14 protein-coding genes are annotated in these 21405 nt (G+C 66.6%); 3 read left to right on the top strand and 11 right to left on the bottom strand.

Annotation, left to right across the window (positions count from 1 at the left end):
- Positions 1-5 precede the first annotated feature (5 nt).
- The 10 genes from ICG51_RS13830 to ICG51_RS13785 all read right to left on the bottom strand — a co-directional run bounded on the left by ICG51_RS13830 (position 6) and on the right by ICG51_RS13785 (position 15588).
- Positions 6-578, bottom strand: coding sequence for an acyltransferase (locus ICG51_RS13830; RefSeq protein ID WP_190280894.1), 573 nt, complete (start codon positions 576-578; stop codon positions 6-8).
- A gap of 13 nt (positions 579-591) precedes the next feature.
- On the bottom strand, positions 592-1779 hold the full coding sequence (locus ICG51_RS13825; protein ID WP_190280893.1) for a hypothetical protein: 1188 nt from the start codon (positions 1777-1779) through the stop codon (positions 592-594).
- Positions 1776-2795, bottom strand: coding sequence for a UDP-glucose 4-epimerase GalE (gene galE, locus ICG51_RS13820; protein WP_190280892.1), 1020 nt, complete (start codon positions 2793-2795; stop codon positions 1776-1778). Before galE ends, ICG51_RS13825 begins: the two co-directional genes overlap by 4 nt.
- 3 nt (positions 2796-2798) lie before the next feature.
- Positions 2799-4166 (bottom strand): nucleotide sugar dehydrogenase, encoded by a 1368-nt coding sequence (locus ICG51_RS13815; RefSeq protein WP_190280891.1) that lies wholly within the window; start codon positions 4164-4166, stop codon positions 2799-2801.
- Between the two features lie 247 nt (positions 4167-4413).
- Positions 4414-4752, bottom strand: coding sequence for a MarR family EPS-associated transcriptional regulator (locus ICG51_RS13810; protein WP_223809469.1), 339 nt, complete (start codon positions 4750-4752; stop codon positions 4414-4416).
- Between the two features lie 133 nt (positions 4753-4885).
- On the bottom strand, positions 4886-5866 hold the full coding sequence (locus ICG51_RS13805) for a 5'-nucleotidase (protein WP_190280890.1): 981 nt from the start codon (positions 5864-5866) through the stop codon (positions 4886-4888).
- Positions 5859-8426 (bottom strand): EAL domain-containing protein, encoded by a 2568-nt coding sequence (locus tag ICG51_RS13800; RefSeq protein ID WP_190280889.1) that lies wholly within the window; start codon positions 8424-8426, stop codon positions 5859-5861. Before ICG51_RS13800 ends, ICG51_RS13805 begins: the two co-directional genes overlap by 8 nt.
- A gap of 127 nt (positions 8427-8553) precedes the next feature.
- Positions 8554-9324, bottom strand: a complete 771-nt coding sequence (locus ICG51_RS13795; RefSeq protein ID WP_190280888.1) for an NAD kinase — start codon at positions 9322-9324, stop codon at positions 8554-8556.
- A 135-nt stretch (positions 9325-9459) separates the two neighbouring features.
- Positions 9460-14373: an NAD-glutamate dehydrogenase domain-containing protein gene (locus ICG51_RS13790; protein WP_190280887.1), complete on the bottom strand. Its 4914-nt coding sequence runs from the start codon at positions 14371-14373 to the stop codon at positions 9460-9462.
- A gap of 66 nt (positions 14374-14439) precedes the next feature.
- Entirely contained in the window at positions 14440-15588 is a 1149-nt protein-coding gene (locus ICG51_RS13785; protein WP_190280886.1) for an acyl-CoA dehydrogenase family protein, read from the bottom strand.
- A gap of 259 nt (positions 15589-15847) precedes the next feature.
- Here ICG51_RS13785 and ICG51_RS13780 point away from each other — a divergent pair, with 259 nt between their 5' ends.
- From ICG51_RS13780 to metH, 3 genes are all read left to right on the top strand, one after another.
- The gene (locus ICG51_RS13780) at positions 15848-16777 is read left to right on the top strand and encodes a metalloregulator ArsR/SmtB family transcription factor (RefSeq protein ID WP_190280885.1); all 930 of its coding nucleotides are present in this window, start codon (positions 15848-15850) and stop codon (positions 16775-16777) included.
- A gap of 85 nt (positions 16778-16862) precedes the next feature.
- The gene (locus ICG51_RS13775) at positions 16863-17972 is read left to right on the top strand and encodes a homocysteine S-methyltransferase family protein (protein ID WP_190280884.1); all 1110 of its coding nucleotides are present in this window, start codon (positions 16863-16865) and stop codon (positions 17970-17972) included.
- Positions 17969-20659, top strand: coding sequence for a methionine synthase (metH, locus tag ICG51_RS13770; RefSeq protein WP_190280883.1), 2691 nt, complete (start codon positions 17969-17971; stop codon positions 20657-20659). Before ICG51_RS13775 ends, metH begins: the two co-directional genes overlap by 4 nt.
- 104 nt (positions 20660-20763) lie before the next feature.
- Here metH and ICG51_RS13765 read toward each other — a convergent pair whose 3' ends face one another.
- Positions 20764-21405, bottom strand: coding sequence for a DUF2058 family protein (locus ICG51_RS13765; protein WP_190280882.1), 642 nt, complete (start codon positions 21403-21405; stop codon positions 20764-20766).

Below are 21405 nucleotides of genomic sequence, written 5' to 3'. Positions count from 1 at the left end.
GGCGCCTAGTCACTGGCATCGCGCCCGCTCCCTGTCATTTTCCGCGCGACCTTTTTACGACCGAACCTTTCATAGACAAACGGATTTTCTGATTCCAACAACGTGCGAAACTGTTCAACGCCCCGGTAGCGAACGACCCTCGCCGGATTTCCGACCACGACCGCACACGGCGGCACATCCCTTGATACGACCGCACCCGCTCCAACTACGGCACCATCGCCGATGGTCACTCCTGGCAGAATGGTCGCCCGTGCGGCAATCCATACATACCGGCCGACGGTGACCTTTTTAGTCAACACAACATTATCAAACGGAAGTGCCGTAGCAGCATCACCGAAGTGGTGAGTGCGCGAATAGATCCAAACTTGGGGCGCAAGTATCGAGCCGGCTCCGATCTCTACACCACCGGTGGCATCGATCATAGCCTCCGGACCGATTTGGACAAAATCACCAAGATTTAAGTACTGTGGCGCGATGAAACTGCTTCGAAGGGATTTGTACTCACAGCCACGCCCCTCCACCTGCAAGCGCACCCTCCTAAATTTCCACCAGCGAAGAAGATCAATCAGGATTTTCATCAGCCGCCCCCCATTACGCCACCTCCGGCCTCATTCGTTTCATCACCAGGTATTGGAGCACTTCGGCTGCCAAAAACACCGCGATCAGGGCATAAACGTTTTCCATACCCGCTCTCCAAACACCCCAGGCCGCCGCCACTGCGAAAACCAGATATGCCAGCAGTGCCGAATTGACCCTACCTGGATTGAAGCTGGCCAGGGCATTGGCGCGCTCGATCGAATAGAAAGAAATAGGCCACACAAGGAACGACAGCATGATCGCCGCCGCATAAGGCTTTGCAGGCTCGTCGGAAAGCACAAGCAGAACCACTGAGGCACAAATCGCGGCGACTTGCGCCACTCCCGCCACCGCGAACCGTGTTTTTGCCGGCATGGCCTCGATTTTTCCCAAGGTTTCACGGTGATACAAGAGCGCCTCGAATATCCGAATCTGGCCACTGGCAAAGACGACGCCACGGTACGCCAGCATCAACAGACCCAATGTCTCCTTGGATCCAAGCACCCAGCTTCCGATCAATGGCAGCAAATTGTCCTTGACGCGCTTCAGCGCTATGCCCGGGTAATAGGGAAGAAATTTCCGGGCAACTTCCCAAGCTTCCATCCTCGCGGAGGTTGGCGCATCGATCTGCAGGGTTCTGCCGCGCTTGATTGCATAGATGATCTGACTTGACACAACTGCCGCCGCAAGCGACCCCCACACCAGATCGATGTTCCGGTAGCCGGCCAATGCCCCCAAGGAAAGATACGAGAGCCGGACGAAGGATATTGCGACCTCCAATGCCATGAATTCATGCAGCCTCCCCATCGCCTGCAGCATCAGGTCGAAGTACCGTTTCGAAGCCTGGCTCGCCGCGTACAGCGCAATCCATGGAGAAAAATCACTGAATATCACGCCGAACTTTGCCAGCGAAAACACCGACACGACCAACAGCACCGCCACGAGAAACAGGTGACCCTCAACCACCGTGCGCCACTGACGGTCATCCTGCAGCCGGAACACGGAAAAGTTGCTTGGGACAACCTCCAGGAGCAACAGCAGGAGCGAAACGATGGCAAGATCCACCATGAAATCCGCATAGACGGAAGCACCACACCAACGAACCACAAGAACGGTAGTAACCAGATTCAACGCAGCCGATGAAATACTCAGGCCCGAAACCCCGCCAAACTTAGCCGCCACCTCCTTGAAAATAGAGTTCATTCGGGATCAGGGGTAAAGCCGAGGGGATTTGCCTTCTGCCAACGCCAGGCATCGGCGCAAGCCATCGACAGGTCCCGTTCTGCGCTCCAGCCCAAGCGAACGTTCGCGTGCGACGGGTCCGCAGTAAGCTCCGCGACATCTCCAGACCTGCGCTTCATGATTTCCATGGGGATATTCCGGCCGCTCGCAGATTCGAATGCCCGCACCAGTTCAATCACGGAGTGACCGTGACCAGCGCCAAGGTTGAAAATCTCGCAACCATTATGCAGGCCGACATATTCCAACGCCTTTAGGTGCGCCTGAGCGAGATCCATTACATGCAAATAGTCACGGATGCCGGTGCCATCAGGAGTGGCATAGTCATCCCCAAACACGCGCAGATGGCTTCGATGGCCCACAGCCACCTGGGCAACGCAAGGCATCAAGTTGTTGGGTTCGCCGCGGGGGTCTTCGCCAATGCGGCCACTAGGATGCGCCCCCACGGGATTGAAATAGCGAAGCAGCACCGCACTCAACTCTGGGCGCGCAGCGCACCAATCCTGGATCAACTGCTCCATCACTAGCTTGGTGCGGCCATACGGGTTTGTGACGCGCAGGGGCGCTCCCTCGTTGACCGGAACGCTGTCCGGCTGCCCATAGACGGTGGCCGATGAAGAAAAGACAAGCTTCGATACGCCTGCAGTTTCCATCGCCTGCATCAAGGCAATCGTGCCGCCGATGTTGGTGTCGAAATAGCGCAGCGGCTCGTCGCAGCTTTCGCCGACCGCTTTCAGCGCGGCGAAATGAATCACGGCATCTACGCCGCCTTCGAAAGCACCCGACAGGTCAGTGCGGCTGCGGATGTCCCCCTGCAGGAACCGCAAAGGACGACCGGCCAGTTCCTGCACCCGCGCGAGCGCGATGGCGGAACTGTTGCAAAGATTATCGATGACGGTGACCGTATGACCGGCCTCGAGCAAAAGCACGCAGGTGTGACTGCCGATGTAACCGGCACCGCCGGTAACCAGAACTTTCATGGGTTACAACCGCCCATCCACCGCATCCCGCGGCAGCACATACTTCACGTCGAACACCACGTTTCCGTCCGCTTTGCCGTAGCGGCGCACGCCTTCGCCACCCAGTTCGCAGAATTGCCGGTGTCCCACCGCCACGACGACCGCGTCGTAGCCGCCCTGCTCCGGCGCCGCGATCGGACTGATGCCGTATTCGTGCTGTGCTTCGGCCGCATCCACCCACGGATCGTGCACGTCCACGCGGGCGTTGTAGCCCTGCAGGGCGGCAACGATGTCCACCACGCGGGTATTGCGCAGGTCCGGGCAGTTCTCCTTGAAGGCCAGGCCCAGGATCAGGATGCGGGCATTCACCGGGTTGATGCCCTTGCGCACCATCAGCTTGATGACCTGGTCCGCCACGTAGGCGCCCATGCCGTCGTTGGTGCGGCGGCCGGCCAGGATGACCTGCGGGTGGTGGCCCACTTCCTGGGCTTTATGGGTCAGGTAATAAGGATCCACGCTGATGCAGTGGCCGCCCACCAGGCCGGGGCGGAACGGCAGGAAGTTCCATTTGGTGCCGGCGGCTTCCAGCACGTCCAGGGTGTCGATGCCCAGCTTGTTGAACAGGATCGCCAAGTCGTTGACCAGGGCGATGTTGAGGTCGCGCTGGGTGTTCTCGATGACCTTGGCGGCCTCGGCCACCTTGATGGTGGGCGCCTTGTGGGTGCCGGCGGTGATGATGCTGGCGTACAGGGCGTCCACGAAATCGGCAGTGGCCGGGGTGGAACCGGAGGTGACTTTCTTGATGGTGGTGACGCGGTGGGCTTTGTCGCCGGGGTTGATGCGTTCCGGGGAATAGCCGACGGCGAAGGTGGGGGCGGCGGGGATCGCGCCCCTGCGGTGCGCTCCTACAGGGGCATTGGCGGCGGGGGTGTTGGCATTGGCGGCACCGGCAGCGGCTTCGAACGTGAGGCCGGAGACGCGTTCCAGGATGGGGACGCAGACTTCTTCGGTGCAACCGGGGTAGACGGTGGATTCGTAGATCACGGTGTCACCGGGCTTGAGCACCTTGCCGATGGCCTCGCTGGCCTTGACCAGCGGGGTCAGGTCCGGGCGCTTGGCGGTGTCGATGGGGGTGGGCACCGTCACGATGTAGACGTTGCAGCCGGCGATATCGTCCAGCTGGTCGCTGAAACGCAGGCCGGTGGCTTGGGCCAGCAGTTCCGGCTCCACTTCCAGGGTGCTGTCCCTGCCCTGCTTCAGTTCGGCAATGCGGGCGCTGTTGATGTCGAAGCCGGTGGTGGCGTACTGCTTGCCGAACTCCACCGCCAGCGGCAGGCCCACGTAGCCGAGGCCGATGATAGCGATCTTGGTGTCTTTCAGGGTCTGGGGCATGTGGGCTGCAGGTCAGTGGATGCAGGGAGCCGGGGCACGGGCAGGACGCGCCCACGGCGAACGGTTCGCGGAAACCGCGCACAGGATGGCGAGAGGGGCGTTCGCGCGGTCTTCACCGCGCGCTTCGGGCCGGCCGGAACTGGGCCAGCGGACCGGCGCGGGGGCGTTTGGCGATGCCATCGCGAACTCATGCACGAACGGCCCGGACCGCATCGGCATGCATGCGCACCGGCAGGTGGATGCGCCCTCAGTCATGTCCAACTTCGCCCTTCAGGGTCTCGATTTCGGCGGCCAGCTGGTCGTATTCGCGCATCTTGCGGGCCAGGAAGGCGCGGGTGAGCTGGGCCTTCGCCTCGATGCCGCTGGGGGTGAGCAGGTAGGCATAGCGCAGCTTGTGCGGGTTGCGGCTGAAATTGCCGGCCTTGACCCAGCCCTTGTCGATCAGGGCGCGCAGGGCGTAGTTGATCTTGCCCAGCGAAACGCCGGTGTCCCGGGCCAGTTCGCGCTGGCTGGCCTGCGGGGAATCCGCCAGGCGCCGCAGCAGGGCCACGTCCAGTTCGTCGGTGTTCTGGGGCATCGACGGCATGCGTTCATCCAATGAACAGATGACCGACGGTACTGCGCATCTGGGGTGGAGGCAAGCTTGCGCCCTGCCCGGCTAGCGGGCCCTTGACCCGGAGTTGATCCTGAATGGGTGGTGCCGGCGCCGGATGGTGCGGTCAGTCGGGCTTGCGGTCCGCCGCGGAATCGACGCCGGCAGCCTGCGTCGGCATGGGTGCATTGGCCACGCCGTGCGGCACGTGCCCGGCGGCGACATGGCGGCGGGCGGAATCGATGTTGTGCGGGGAATCATCGAAGAAGATGTCGGCGCCGAAGGCTTCAAGGAACGGACCCTTGTCGCGGCCGCCGAGGAACAGCGCCTCGTCCAGGCGCACGTCCCATTCGCGCAGGGTACGGATCACCCGCTCATGCGCGGGCGCCGAGCGCGCGGTGACCAGTGCGGTGCGGATGGGCGCGGCCTCGCCGGGCGGGAACGCCGCCTGCAGGTCGTGCAGCGCCGCCAGGAAGCCGCGGAACGGGCCGCCCGACAGCGGTTCGCGCGCGCGTTCGCGTTCGTGGCGGCCGAAGGCTTCCACGCCCTGTTCGCGCGAAACCCGCTCGCTCTCGTCGCCGAAGATCACCGCGTCGCCGTCGAAGGCGATGCGCAGCTGGCGCTGGCGCGGCTCGCTGGCCTTCTCCGGCAGGATGGTGGCCGCGGCCACGCCGGCCTCCAGCGCCTGGTGCACCGACTCGGGGTTGGCCGACAGGAACAGCTGCGCGCCGAACGGCTTGATGTAGGGCCAGACCGGCGCCCCGGCGGTGAAGGTGGCGCGGCGGATGTCCAGGCCGTAATGCTGGATGGAATTGAATACGCGCAGGCCGGTGTCGGAGGAATTGCGCGAGAGCAGGATCACTTCCACCCGCGGCGCATCGGCCGGGGCGCCTTCGTTCAGCGCCAGCAGCTTGCGCACCAGCGGGAAGGCGATGCCCGGCGGCAGCACGTCGTCCTCGCGCTGGCGCTGGAACTCGGCGAACGCCTGGATGCCCTCGCGCTCGAACAGCGCGTGGCTGTCTTCCATGTGGAACAGCGCCCGTGCGGTGATCGCCACCACCAGCGGCGGCGGCAGGCGGTCGGGAGACGATGCGTGCGGGTCAGCCATCGCGCTGGTCGGAATAGCGCTGGTCGGCATCGCGTTGGAACACGGCGCGTTCGGGCTTGTGCAGGGCGAAACCCTGCGCGTAGTCGACGTTCATCGGCGCAAGGATATCCAGCATCTCCTGCGAGGACACCCACTCGGCCACCACCACCATCCCTTGCTGGTGGCCGATCTCGGTCACCGCCTTGACGATGGACTGCGACATGCGGTCGCTGGCCAGGTTCTGCACGAAGCTGCCGTCGATCTTCAGCATGTCCAGTTCGAGGTTCTTCAGGTAGCCGAAGGACGACATGCCGGCACCGAAGTCGTCCAGTGCCACCCGGCAGCCCAGCGCCCGCAGCCGCGCGATCAGCGCGCTGGAGGCGATGAAGTTGCGCACCGCCACGGTCTCGGTGATTTCGAACACCAGCCGCCGCGCCTCGATGCCGTACAGCGCGATCAGGTGTTCGATGCGCGCGATCAGGCCCTCGTCCTCCAGGCTGGCGCCGGAGAGGTTGATCGCGCAGGTGGCCAGGCGGCTGCCGTGCGGATGGATGCGGTCCAGGTTGCCCAGCGCGGTTTCCACCACCCAGCGGTCGATCAGCGGCATCAGGCCGTAGCGCTCCGCCGCCGGCAGGAACGCGCCGGGCGGCACCACCCCGCCATCCTCGCCGCGCAGGCGCAGCAGCAGTTCGACGTGCGCGCCTCCGGCGTGGCCGGGCTGCAGCGGGTGCAGTTCCTGGTAATCCATCAGCAGGCGACCATCGCGCAGCGCATCGCGGATGCGGTTGGCCCATTCCATCTCGCCCAGCCGGCTGCTGATCGCGGTGTCGTCCTCCGCGTACACGTGCACGCGGTTGCGGCCCCCATCCTTGGCCATGTAGCAGGCCGCATCGGCATGCGCGAACAGCTCCCGCAACGTGGTGGCATGCGCCAGCATCACCACGCCGATGCTGGCGCTGATGGTGTAGGTGCGCTGCTCCCAGCTGAAGATGAAGCCTTCGATGCTGCTGCGCAGGCGCTCCGCGGCCATCAACGCGGCGTCGACCGTGGCCGCGCCGCGCAGCAGCACGCCGAATTCGTCGCCGCCCAGCCGGCCCAGCACGTCGCCGGGGCGCAGCTTCTCGCGCATCACCGCGGCCAGCTGCACCAGCAGCTCGTCGCCAGCGCTGTGACCGGAGGTGTCGTTGATGATCTTGAACTGGTCCAGGTCGATGAACAGCAAGGCGCCGTCGCCGTGCCCCGGCAGTTTCAGCAGCGACTGCGCGCGCGCTTCGAACTCGCGGCGGTTGTAGAGCCGGGTCAGCGAATCGTGGCTGGCCTGGTAGCTGAGCCGCTCGGTCAGCTGCCGCTGTTCCGAGATGTCGCTGGCCACCAGCAGCCACATCGGCGCCCCGTCCAGCTCGATGGTGCTCAGCCACAGGCTGGCCCAGAAGCTGCCGCCGTCGGTGCCGGGCAACTGCGCATCGACGGTCAGCAGCACGTCGGTGTCCGCGGCCGCAAGCCGCACCATCACCTCCTGGCCCAGCAGGTCGGCCAAGCGGTCGGCCTGCATGCTGGACGCCAGCCGGTCGCGGGCGGTGGCATTGCGGTAGACGATGGTGCCGTCGTCCTCGCGCGCCAGCAGCACCAGGCAGGGCAACAGTTCATTGAGCTTGCGGAAGCGTTCCTCGCTGGCCTGGAAGCGCCGCGCCATCGAGGTGCCCAGCGTGATCGCACGTTCACGCGTGCTCACCAGCGACCAGGTCAGCGCCGCCAGCAGCGCACTGACCGCCGCACCGATCCACAGCACCAGCAGCCAGCTGCCGCCCTCGGGGTTTTCCACGCCGCGGGCCACGACCTTCCAGGTGCGCCCGCCGAACTGCAGCGGCACCGAGTATTCCGAACGCGAAGCGCCCACCGCGTGGCCGGCGAAGGCCTGCGAATAGAGCGGCCGCGGCGCACCGTTGCTGACGTCCTCGACCACCACGTCGGCCAGCTGCTCGGGTGCGTCCGGCAGCGCCGAGGCGATCAGGTCCGAGATCCGGAACGACGCGCCCAGCGAGCCGACAATTGCCGCGCGTCGTGCCTGCACCGTCCCCGGCCGGGTGCCGGGCGCGAACACCGGCAGGCGCAGGATGAAGCCGTCCCCCAGGCTCTGGCGTCCGCTCTGGCGCAGGGCGAACGGTGCCGACATCGACAGTTCGTCGGTATCGCGCGACCGTTCCAGCGCCTGCAGGTTGCTGGGCTGGCTGTTCACGTCGAGCCCGCGGATCGCGAGGTTCCCCGACTGCGGGGCGAACATCGTGGTCACGTAGTGGTCGCCATCGGCCTGGCGCCGACGCTCCGCGTAGGCCAGCGCCTGCAGGCTGACGCGCGCCGCGCCGTTGGACTGCATGTTTTCATAAGCGCGGACGTACTCGATCTCGGTGACCGTCTGCGAGGCGATGAAGATCGACTGGAACGCGCGGATCAAGTGGCCGCACTGGTCCAGCTGCAGGCGGACGGCCTCCGCCACGCCGCGGGTTTCCTGCACGAACACCCGCCGAGCCTCGTTGCGGCTGCGGCGTTTTTCGGCATCCGCCAGCCACAAGGTCAACGCCATCCCGAGCACGAACGCGACGACCGCCCAGACCCATGCCGGCACCCGCCGCCCTGGCGGGGAAGCGGCTGCGGACACTCCAATGTCTCGACTCTCGAACTGCATCTTCACCCCAGGCAATAGACGGACATCAGGCAGCGAACTGCTCGATCAGGATCCTTTCCTCCAGGTTGTGCTCGGGGTCGAACAGTAGGGTAACGCTGCGGTCGCGGGACTCGCGCACCAGCACTTCGGTGACATCACGCACCTCGTGGGAATCCGCGGTGGCGCTGACCGGCCGCTTGTGCGGGTCACGCACCCGGAACCGCACTTCGGTGCCCGACTTCAGCACCGCACCGCGCCAGCGCCGCGGCCGGAACGGCGCGATCGGCGTCAACGCCATCACGTTCGCCCCCAGCGGCAATATCGGCCCGTGCGCGGAAAAATTGTAGGCAGTGCTGCCGGCAGGGGTGGCCAGCATCACCCCGTCGCAGATCAGCTCGTCCAGGCGCAGCTCGCCGTTGAGCTCGATGCCGATATGTGCGGCCTGGCGCGTCTGTCGCAGCAACGAGACCTCGTTGTACGCCAGGGAGCCGACCGTGGCGCCGGACTCGGTCTGCGCCAGCATCTCCAGCGGATGCAGCACCGCCGGCTCGGCGGTGTTGATCCGCGCCAGCAGGTCGTCCTCGGCGCGGTACTGGTTCATCAGGAAGCCGACGGTGCCCAGCTTCATGCCGTACACCGGCTTGCCCAGCGCACCGTGGCGATGCAGGGTCTGCAGCATGAAGCCATCACCGCCCAACGCGACAATCACATCCGCCTGTTCCGGGGGATGCGCGCCGTGCCTTGCTTCGAGTACGGCCAGCGCAGCCCGCGCCTCATCGGCGGGACTGGCAAGCAGGGCAAGGCGCGGCATGGTCATGCGCCGAGGATAGCAAGAGCCCGTGCAGGGCGGACCCCCCATCGCCGCACCCCTTTTCCGGGCCTCGCCCCCTGCACCGGAAAAAAGATGGGCGCCCCTTGCGGGACGCCCATCGCGGACAACGGGTGGCGAAGATCAGCCGCGCTGCGCCAGCTGCGCCACGCGCTGCACCGCCACCGATGCGGTGGGATAGTCCAGCCCCTTCTGCGCGGCGAGCTCGGTCAACATGGCCAGGGTGAAACGGAGCGACGAATCGTCACGGGTCAGCCATGCCTGCACCTTGGCGTCCGGCTCCTTGCCCGGCATCGCCAGCACCTGCGCGGTGAGCGCGCGCAGCTGGGCGAACAGCTCGTCGCGCAGCACCCCGCGGGCGACCGCGTGCCAGCGGCCGTCCACCTTCAGTGCCTCGATCTGCTCGCGCAGCCACGGCGCGTGCAGTGCGTCGGCCAGGCGGAAGTAGACCTTGGCCACCTCGATCGGGCGCAGCTTGCGCTCGCGCGCCAGCTCGATGATGTCGGCGCCCGACTCCAGGTACGGCAGCGCGGCCAGCTGGTCGGCCAGTGCGGCCGGCAGGCCCTTATCGCGCCACTGCTTGCGGCTGGCTTCGTACTGCGGACGCTGCGACGGCGGCAGGATGCCCTCGCCGGCGCGGATGTCGCGGAAGCCGTCGTGGTAACGCTCCACCGCGGTGGCAATCGCCGGCACTGCGCCGGGGCGCGACAGCAGCCAGCGGGTGAAGCCACGCTGCAGCTCCCAGATCACCTGCAGGGCGTCAACCTGCACGCCCTCGGCCACCTTGCCGTCCAGCGCGTCGATCTGCGCCCACAGTTCACGCGCGTCCAGGGTCTCGCGGGTGATGGTGTAGGCGCGGGCGATCTCGCCGATGCTGCGGCCGCTGTCTTCCTGCATGCGCATCAGGAAGGTGGCGCCCATCCGGTTGATGGTGGAGTTGGTGACCGCGGTGGCGATGATCTCGCGCTTCAGGCGGTGGTTCTCCATCACCTTGGCGTACTTCTTCTGCAGCGGCTCGGGGAAGTAGCGCACCAGTTCCTTCGACAGGTACGGGTCTTCCGGCACGTCCGATTCCAGCAGCTGCGGGTACGCCACCAGCTTGGCGTAGGACAGCAGGATCGACAGCTCCGGACGGGTCAGGCCCTGGCCGCGCAGCTTGCGCTCGGCGATCTGCGCGTCGGTAGGCAGGAACTCGATCTGGCGATCGAGCAGGCCCTGCGCTTCCAGCGTGCTGATGAAATGCATCTTGGAACCGAGGCGCGAGGCACTCATCCGCTCCATCAGGCTCAGCGCCTGGTTCTGGCGGTAGTTGTCGTTCAGCACCAGCTGCGCGACCTCGTCGGTCATCGCCGCCAGCAGCTTGTTGCGTTCAGCCAGCTTGAGGCGCTTCTTCTGCACTTCGCCGGTGAGCAGGATCTTGATGTTCACCTCGTGGTCGGAGGTGTCCACGCCGGCGGAGTTGTCGATGAAGTCGGTGTTCAGCAGCACGCCCGCCTGCGCCGCCTCGATGCGGCCCAGCTGGGTCATGCCGAGGTTGCCGCCCTCGCCCACCACCTTGCAGCGCAGGTCGGCGCCGTTGACGCGCAGGCCGTTGTTTGCGCGGTCGCCGACGTCGGCGTTGGACTCGCTGGACGCCTTGACGTAGGTGCCGATGCCGCCGTTCCAGAGCAGGTCCACCGGCGCACGCAGCGCCGCGTGCATCAGCTCGTTCGGGGTCATCACCTTGATGCTGGCATCGATACCCAACGCCTCACGCACCTGCGGGGTGATCTCGATCGACTTGGCCGAACGCGGATGGATGCCACCGCCCTTGCTGATCAGCTTGGCGTCGTAGTCCGCCCAGCTGGAGCGCGGCAGGTCGAACAGGCGCTGGCGCTCCTTGAACGAGGCGGCAGCATCCGGGTTCGGGTCGAGGAAGATGTGGCGGTGATCGAACGCGCAGAGCAGGCGGATGTGCTTGCTCAGCAGCATGCCGTTGCCGAACACGTCGCCCGACATGTCGCCGATGCCCACGCAGGTGAAGTCCTGCTTCTGGCTGTCGCGGCCAAGCGCACGGAAGTGGTGCTTGACCGACTCCCAGGCGCCGCGCGCGGTGATGCCCATGCCCTTGTGGCTGTAGCCGGCGCTGCCGCCGGAGGCGAACGCGTCGTCCAGCCAGAAGCCATGCGCCTGGGCGATGCCGTTGGCGATGTCGGAGAAGCTTGCGGTGCCCTTGTCGGCCGCCACCACCAGGTACGGGTCGTCACCGTCATGGCGCACCACGCCCGCCGGCGGCAGCACCTTGCCGTCCACGCTGAGATTGTCGGTGATGTCCAGCAGGCCGTTGATGAAGCGCTTGTAGCAGGCGATGCCTTCGGCCATCCACGCGTCGCGGTCCACCGCCGGGCTCGGCAGCTGCTTGGCGTAGAAGCCGCCCTTGCTGCCCACCGGCACGATGACCGTGTTCTTCACCATCTGCGCCTTCACCAGGCCCAGCACCTCGGTGCGGAAGTCCTCGCGGCGGTCGGACCAGCGCAGGCCGCCGCGGGCCACCGGGCCGAAGCGCAGATGGGTGCCTTCCACGCGCGGGCCGCACACCCAGATCTCGCGATAAGGACGCGGCTTCGGCAGGTCGGGCACGCGGGCGGTGTCGAACTTGAACGCCAGGTAGTCGGCGGGGCCGCCGTCCTTGCGCAGGCCATCCTTGTATTCGATGTAGTAGTTGGTGCGCAGGGTGGCGTCGATGACGCCGATGAAGCTGCGCAGGATGCGGTCCTCGTCCAGGCTGCCAACCCGATCCAGCAGCCCCAGCAGCGCGCCACGCGCGGCTTCGACCTGCGCCTCGCGGTTGCCTTCGCGCGACTTGACCAACGCCTTCAGCGCGTTCTGCGCGGGCGCGTCGCCAGCAGCCAGGACCTTCAGCTGGGCGCCGAAGCGCTCCATCCCCTGCTGGATCTGTGCCGCACTTTCCTTGCCGGTAGCCGGGTCGAAGCGCGCCTCGAACAGCTCCACCAGCAGCCGCGCCAGCAGCGGGTAGCGGGTCAGCGTGGCTTCCATGTAGCTCTGCGAGAACGGCACGCCCACCTGCAGCAGGTACTTGCAGTAGGCACGCAGCATCGCGACCTGCTTCCACGACAGGCCGGCGGCCAGCACCAGCCGGTTGAAGCCGTCGTTCTCGGCATCACCGCGCCAGATCCGCGCGAATGCCTCCTCGAAGCTCGCGTCCAGCGCATCGACGTCGAGCTCGCCCTGCTGCGATTCCACCTCGAAGTCCTGGATCCAGGCCACGCGGCCTTCGAGCTCGACCTTGTAGGGGTGCTCGGTGATGACACGCAGGCCCATGTTTTCCATCATCGGCAGCGCGTCGGACAGCGGGATGTCGCGCAACGGACGGTACAGCTTGAAGCGCAGGCTGCCGCGCTGCGAACGGCACAGCTGCAGGCGCAGGTCGTCGTCGCCGGTCAGCGCAGCCAGATGCTCGACGTCGTCGGCCGCGGCCTCCGGGCTGACCTCCTCGATGTAGCCGGCCGGCAGGGCGTTGCCGAAGCGGGCGGCGAGCTTGAGCCCGGCCTCTTCGCCGTGGCGGGCCACCAGACGCTCGCGCAGGTCGTCGCGCCAGTCGCGCACGATCTCCGCCAGCTTGGCTTCCAGCGCCGGCAGATCGATCTCCGCGTTGGCCGCACTGGCGCTGGGCCGCACGATGATGTGCAGCTGCGCCAGCGGCGAATCGCCGATCTGCACGTTGGTGTCCACGCGTTCGCCGCCCAGCGCCTCGCGCAGCATAGCCTCGATGCGGTGGCGCACCTGCGTGCTCATGCGGTCGCGCGGCACGTAGGCCAGCGCGGAGTAGTAGCGGCCGTAGCGGTCAGGGCGCACGAACAGCTTGCTGCGCACGCGCTCCTGCAGGCCCAGGATGCCCATGCAGGTGCGGAACAGCTCCTCCTCGCCGGCCTGAAACAGCTCGTCGCGCGGCAGGGTCTCCAGGATGTGGCGCAGCGCCTTGCCGCTGTGGCTGCTGGGATCCAGCCCGGACTTGTCCATCACGTAGTCGTGGCGCTCACGCACCAGCGGAATGTCCCACGGGCGGCGGGTGTAAGCGCTGGAGGTGTACAGGCCGACGAAACGCTGTTCGCTGACCGCACGGCCCTTGGCATCGAAGCCCAGCACGCCGATGTAGTCCATGTAGCCGGGGCGGTGCACGGTGGCGCGCGCATTGGTCTTGGTCAGGATCAGCGCATCGACCGCGCCGGACTGCGGCAGCGCGTGCGCGGCCAGCGACTTCAGCGGACGCGCGCCGCTTTCCTCGCCGCGCAGCAGGCCCAGGCCACTGCCCGGCACCGCGGACAGGATGTCTTCCTTGCCCTGCTTGCCGACCTTGTACTCGCGGTAGCCGAAGAAGGTGAAATGGTTGTCGGCGGCCCAGCGCAGGAACTCCTGCGCCTCCTGGCGACCGGCTTCGCCCACCGGCAGTTTGCGGTTGGCCATGTCCTCGGCCACCTCGCGCATGCGGTCGCGCATCGGCTCCCAGTCGTTGACGATCGCGCGGACGTCGTCCAGCACCTGCACGATGCGCGCCTTGACCGCGGCCATCGCGGCCTGCGGCTGGCGGTCGATTTCCAGGTGCATCAGCGACTCGGCCGCGCCTTCGCCCACGCCGACCAGCTTGCCGGCCTTGTCGCGGCTCATGCGGATGACCGGATGGCCCAGCACGTGCACGCCGATGCCTGCGTCGGCCAGCGCCATGGTCACCGAATCGACCAGGAACGGCATGTCGTCGTTGACGATCTGTACCAGGGTGTGGGTGGAGTCGGCGGGATTGCTCAGGCGCACGCTGGCCTTGCCGCGCTTGCGGGTACGCGCGAACTCCAGCATGTCGGCGGCCAGTTCGGCCCAGCCTGCCGCGTTGCGGCTGGCGATCTCGTCGGCATCCATGCGCCGGTAGAAGGCGGCGGCGAACGCCTGCGCCTCGGCCAGGCCGGCCTTGCCCACGCGCTTGGCCAGCGCATCGAGGATGGGTTTGAGGTCGACGCTGGTACCGGTTTCGACTGACTTCTTCATCTGCTTCACAGCCTCCAAAGGGAAACGGCCGCGCAGGGGGCGCGGCCGTCTTGGTGTCGTTGTTGTTTATCGCAGGCCGGTTTCGCCGCGGGCGATGACCAACCGCTGGATCTCGCTGGTGCCTTCGTAGATTTCGGTGATCTTGGCGTCGCGGAAGAAACGCTCGATCGGCATTTCCTTGGAATAGCCCATGCCGCCATGGATCTGCAGCGCCTGGTGGGTGATCCACATGGCGGCTTCCGACGCGGTCAGCTTGGCCACCGACGCCTCGGTGGTGAACCGCTGACCCTGGCCCTTCAGCCATGCCGCGCGCAGGGTCAGCAGCAGCGCCGCGTCCAGCTTGCACTTCATGTCGGCGATCTTGGCCTGGGTCATCTGGAACGTGCCGATCGGCTGGCCGAAGGCCTTGCGCTCCTTGACGTATTCCAGCGTCGCCTCATACGCGGCGCGGGCCAGGCCGATGGCCTGGCTGGCGATGCCGATGCGGCCGGCATCCAGCACGCCCATGGCGATCTTGAAGCCCTGCCCTTCCTCACCCAGCACCTCGTCGGCGTGGACCACGTAATCGGTGAACTCGATCTCGCAGGTGGCCGAGGCGCGGATGCCCAGCTTGGGTTCGGTCTTGCCGCGGTGGAAACCTTCGCGGGTGGTGTCGACCATGAACGCGGTGATCCCGCGTGCGCCCTTTTCCGGCGCGGTCATGGCGAACAGCACGATGTACTTGGCGACCGGGCCGGAGGTGATCCAGCTCTTCTTGCCGTTGACCACGTAGCTGCCATCGTCCTGCTTCACGGCGCGGCAGCGCATCGCGGTGGCGTCGGAACCGGACTGTGGCTCGGTCAGCGCGAACGCGCCGATCTCGCGACCCTCGGCGATCTCGCGCACGTACTTCTGCTTCTGCGCCTCGGTGCCGAAGGTCAGGATGCCGTTGCAGAACAGCGAGTTGTTCACCGACATGATGGTGCTGTGCGCGGCGTCGGCCGCGGCGATCTCGACCATCGCCAGCACGTACGCCACCGGGTCCATGCCGGCGCCGCCGTACTCCGCGGGGACCTCGATGCCCATCAGGCCGTTTTCGCCCAAGGCACGGATGTTCTCGAGCGGGAACTCGCCGGTGCGGTCGTGGTGCTCTGCGCTGGGGGCGATCTTCTCGCGGGCGATGCGTCGCGCCACGTCCTGCAGCAGCAGCTGTTCGTCGCTGAATCCGAAATCCACAACCGCCCCTTAGCGTCATTCGAAGAAGCGGCATTGTATCCCCGCGGCGCGCAGAACCGTAGCGGCGGCAGGCTGGGCCTGCGCTTTGCCGGCGCGTGCGTTCGAAATGCCCATGCAGCCCGCGTACACTGTGTTTTCCACGCTGCCGCAACGACGGAACGCAATATCGGCACCCGGCAACGTGACCGGCACGCGCGCGGCTTGACCGCGGTGCAACATCGCGAGAAACTTATCTCTGAATCGCGATGGAAAGATATATATGGATCTGGAAGGCTGGTCCGCGCACCTGAAGGTGTTTGCCGACGCCACCCGCGTGCGCCTGCTGGCGCTGCTGGAAGGCGAGGAACTCACGGTGGCCGAACTGTCGGCGATCACCCAGCTGGCGCAGCCGCGGGTGTCCACCCACCTGGCCAAGCTCAAGGAAGCCGGGCTGGTGCGCGACCGCCGCGCCGGGGTGTCGGCCTACTACCGCTTCGATGATGCCGCGATCGAACCGGCGCAGCGGATGCTTTGGCAGTCGATCCGCACCGGCAGCGACGACCCGCTGCTGCGACAGGACGCCGAACGCGTGCCTGCCGTACTTGCGATGCGCGCGGCCGACCAGAACTGGGCCGACAGCGTGGCCGGCGACATGGAGCGCCACTACTCGCCGGGCCGTACCTGGGAGGCGCTGGCACGCACCGCGCTGCCGCTGCTGTGGCCGGGCGACGTGCTGGACATCGCCTCCGGCGACGGCGTGCTGGCGGAACTGCTTTCCCCGCACGCCGACCGCTACGTCTGCATCGACTCCAGCCAGCGCGTGGTGGCTGCCGCCAGCGAGCGCCTGCGCCGCTTCGAGAACGTGGAGGTGCGCGAGGGCGACATGCACGCACTGCCGTTCGCCGACGCCAGCTTCGACCTGGTGGTGCTGATGCACGCGCTGACCTACGCCGCGCGCCCGGCGCAGGCTGTGGCCGAAGCGGCGCGCGTGCTGAAGCCCGGCGGGCGCCTGCTGCTGTCCAGCCTGGCCCGCCACGAACACCGCAGCGTGGTGGAGGCCTACGGCCACGTGAACCTGGGCTTCACCAGCAAGGAGCTGCGCAAGTTCGCGGAAAAGGCCGGGCTGAGCATCGCCAATTGCGACACCGTCACCCGCGAGCGGCGCCCGCCGCATTTCGAAGTGATCTCGCTGACCGGCGTGAAGCCGTAACAAGACATATCCGTCATTGCCGTGCCGCCTCTGGCAGACCGATGTCTGTCCCACGCGGGCTTGACGAGCTGGAGCAAGAAAAGCCATGACCCAACTCCCCTGGAAGAACCCTGCCCGCGCCGAAGCGCTGCAGACTGCGCTGGCGCGCCGCATCCTCATCATCGACGGCGCGATGGGCACGATGATCCAGCGTCACGAGCTGCAGGAACCCGACTATCGCGGCGAACGCTTCGCCAGCGGCTATGACGCCCTGTTCGCGCCGGGCGGCCATGCCCACGGGCCCGGCTGCGGCTGCGAAGGCCATGACCAGCGCGGCAACAACGACCTGCTGTCCCTGACCCGCCCCGACATCATCCGCGCCATCCATCGCCAGTACCTCGAGGCCGGCGCGGACCTGGTCGAGACCAATACGTTCAACTCCACCTCGATCTCGCTGGCCGACTACCGCCTGCAGCACTTGGTGCGCGAACTCAATCGCGAAGGCGCGCGCCTGGCCCGCGCCGAGTGCGATGCCATCGAGGCGACCGACCCTTCCCAGCCGCGCTTCGTGATCGGCGTGCTGGGCCCGACCAGCCGCACCGCCTCGCTGTCGCCCGACGTGAACCGGCCGGGTTTCCGCGCGATCAGCTTCGACGAACTCGCAGAAGCCTACCGCGAGGCCGCGCGGGGCCTGATCGAAGGCGGCGCGGACGTGCTGATGGTGGAAACCGTGTTCGACACCCTCAACGCCAAGGCGGCGCTGTTCGCCATCGACGATGTGTTCGAAGAGATCGGGGCGCGCCTGCCGGTGATGATCTCCGGCACGATCACCGACGCCTCCGGCCGCACCCTGTCCGGGCAGACCGCCGAAGCGTTCTGGTACTCGCTGCGGCACAGCCGGCCGATGGCGATCGGCCTGAACTGCGCCTTGGGCGCAAAGGACCTGCGCCAGCACGTGGACGTGCTGTCGACGGTCGCCGATACCCACGTCAGCTGCCACCCCAACGCCGGCCTGCCGAATGCCTTTGGCGGCTATGACGAAACCCCGGAAGACATGGCCGTGATCCTGCGCGAGTTCGCGCAGAGCGGCCTGATCAACCTGGTCGGCGGCTGCTGCGGCACCACGCCGGACCACATCGCCGCGATCGCCGCGGCGGTGCGCGGGCTGCCGCCGCGCGAGGTGCCGGTGGTCGGCGCGGAGGAGCAGGCGGCATGAGTACCACCCTTCCCCGCTTCACCCGCCTGTCCGGCCTCGAACCGCTGGTCATCACGCCGGAATCCAATTTCATCAATGTCGGCGAGCGCACCAACGTCACCGGCAGCGCGCAGTTCAAGAAGCTGATCCTCGAGGGGCGGCTGGACGAGGCGGTGGTGGTCGCCCGCCAGCAGGTGGAGAACGGCGCGCAGGTCATCGACGTCAACATGGACGAAGGCCTGCTCGACTCCGAGAAGGCGATGGTGGAATACCTCAACCTGATCGCCGCCGAGCCCGACATCGCCAAGGTGCCGGTGATGGTGGACAGCTCGAAGTGGTCGGTGATCGAGGCCGGGCTGAAGTGCCTGCAGGGCAAGGGCATCGTCAACTCGATCTCGATGAAGGAAGGCGAAGCCGAGTTCCTGCGGCAGGCGCGGCTGGTACGCCGCTACGGCGCGGCGGTGGTGGTGATGGCCTTTGACGAGGTGGGCCAGGCCGACACCGCACGGCGCAAGGTGGAGATCAGCGCACGCGCCTACAAACTGCTGACCGAGGAGATCGGGTTCCCGCCCGAGGACATCATCTTCGATCCCAACTGCTTCGCGATCGCCACCGGCATCGAGGAACACAACAACTACGCGGTCGATTTCATCGAAGCCGCGCGCGAGCTGCGCCGGCTGTTCCCGTACAGCCATATCTCCGGCGGCGTATCCAACGTCAGCTTCAGCTTCCGCGGCAACGAGCCGGTGCGGCAGGCGATCCACGTGGTGTTCCTGTACCACGCCATCAAGGCCGGCATGGACATGGGCATCGTCAACGCCGGCGCGCTGCCGTTGTACGACCAGCTGGACCCGCTGCTGCGCGAGCGCGTCGAGGACGTGGTGCTGAACCGCCGCGACGACGCCACCGAGCGGCTGCTGGAGATCGCCGACAACTTCAAGAAGAAAAAGGGCGAGAAGAAGGTCGAAGACCTGCAATGGCGTGAGCAGCCGGTGGCCGCGCGACTCTCGCACGCGCTGGTGAACGGCATCGACCAGTACGTGGTGGAGGACACCGAGGAAGCGCGCCAGCAGGCCACGCGGCCGCTGGACGTGATCGAAGGCCCGCTGATGGACGGCATGAACGTGGTCGGCGACCTGTTCGGCGCCGGCAAGATGTTCCTGCCGCAGGTGGTGAAGTCGGCGCGGGTGATGAAGAAGGCGGTGGCGCACCTGCTGCCCTACATCGAGGCCGAGAAGCTGCGCACCGGCGATGTCGGCAAGAGCAACGGCAAGATCGTGATGGCCACGGTCAAGGGCGACGTGCACGACATCGGAAAAAATATTGTTGGCGTGGTGCTGGCCTGCAACAACTTCGAGGTCATCGACCTCGGGGTGATGGTGCCGGCGCAGAAGATTCTGGACACCGCGATTGCCGAGAACGCCGACATGATCGGCGTGTCCGGCCTGATCACGCCGTCGCTGGAGGAGATGAGCCACGTGGCGAAGGAGATGCAGCGACAGGGCTTCACCATGCCGCTGCTGATCGGCGGTGCCACCACCTCGCGCGCGCACACCGCGCTGAAGATCGACCCGCACTACAAGTCGCCCACCATCTGGGTGAAGGACGCCTCGCGCGCGGTCGGCGTGGCGCAGTCGCTGATGAGCCCGGAGCTGCGCGGCGATTTCGTGCAGGCCGCCGCCAACGACTACGCCGACGTGCGCCAGCGCCACCGCAACCGCGGCGACGGCAAGCGGCTGGTGCCGCTGGACAAGGCGCGCGCGCAATCGTTCAAGTTCGACTGGCGCAGCTACACCCCGCCCGCGCCGAAGCAGCCGGGGCTGCACGTGTTCGACGACTATCCACTGGCCGAGCTGGTGGACTGCATCGACTGGTCGCCGTTCTTCAACGCCTGGGAGCTGGCCGGCAAGTACCCGGCGATCCTCACCGACGAAGTGGTGGGCGCGCAGGCCAGCGAGCTGTACCGTGACGCGCGCGCGATGCTGCGCAAGATCGTCGACGGGAAATGGCTGACCGCCAAGGCGGTCTGCGGCTTCTGGCCGGCCAACAGCGTGGGCGACGACGTGGCGCTGCAGGTGGACGGCGAAGAGCGCTGGTTCCGCTTCCTGCGCCAGCAGGCCGACAAGCCGGTGGAGCGCCCCAACCTGTGCCTGGCCGATTACATCGCGCCGAAGGACAGCGGCAGGCAGGACTGGATCGGCGCGTTCGCGGTCACCGCGGGGCTGGGCATCGAGCCGCACCTGGAGCGCTTCCGCGCCGACCACGACGACTACAGCGCGATCCTGCTCAAGGCGCTGGCCGACCGTCTGGCCGAAGCCTTCGCCGAGCGCCTGCACCAGCGCGTGCGCAAGGAGTTCTGGGGCTATGCGGCAGACGAGACGCTGGACAACGACGCGCTGATCGCCGAGCGCTACCGGGGCATCCGCCCCGCTCCCGGCTACCCGGCCTGCCCTGAGCACAGCGAAAAGCGGGTGCTGTTCGACCTGCTGGATGTGACCGGCAAGACCGGCATCGAGCTGACCGACCACTTCGCCATGTACCCGGCGGCCAGCGTGTCCGGGCTGTATTTCAGCCACCCCGACAGCAAGTACTTCGTGGTCGGGCGGGTGACGAAGGAACAGGTGGCCGACTACGCCCGGCGCAAGGGCGTGGACATCGCCCAGGCGGAGCGCTGGCTGTCGTTCAACCTGGACTACGATCCGGATTGAGTCAGGGAAAAGCGGGGCCAGAGTCGACTTTCAAAGTCGGACAGCACGCTGGCCATGTCCTTGGGACAAGTCGACTCTGATCGGACCCCGCTTCCCTTTTCCTGTCACCAAACCAGGTCGTCAGGCACCTGGTACATGGGATCGGCGTAGGGATCGTCCTGTGCGGGCGCATCCGGGTCGACCTTCAACGCGACGGCCTGGGCGAAGATCGCCTCGGCCTCGGCCAGGGTCGCGGCATCCACCAGCAGGTAGCGGCCGTTCATCTGCACCACGCCCAGCTCGCCGGCATTGAGCGCCTTCAGCTGCTCTGCGGTGACATGGACGCGCTTGATCTTTCCGCCGTACTCGAAGTGGCGGACGTGCTCGGCATCGGCGGCATTCAGCGCCTTGTCCTTGACGAAGGCTTCCAGCTTCGCCTTGGCCTCACGGCGCAGGCGTGCTTCTTCCTGCTTCAGCCGTTCGGCCTCGATGCGTTCGTCCTTTTCCTTCTGCGCGCGGATCGCGTAGGCCTTGGCCAGGTCGATGTCTTCGCGCGACTGCTTTTTCTGCTGCTGGGGGGTGTGCGGGCGCGGCTGCGGGCGGCCCGGCTGTGCCTGCCGACCGTGGTGTGCCGGCTTGCCGGCGTGCGCGGGCTTGCCGCCCTGCCCGGCCTGCGGTTTGCGGGCATCGGGCTTCGGTCGCGCGGCGGGCTTGGGCGCATCCTTGAAGCCTAGGCCAAGCAGCTGGTCGCGGAGGGAATTGCTCAT

The sequence above is a fragment of the Thermomonas sp. XSG genome (assembly GCF_014678725.1).
Classification (GTDB): Bacteria; Pseudomonadota; Gammaproteobacteria; order Xanthomonadales; family Xanthomonadaceae; genus Thermomonas.
The sequence above is the reverse complement of the archived record's forward strand: the minus strand, read 5'-3'. Positions and strand labels throughout refer to the sequence as shown.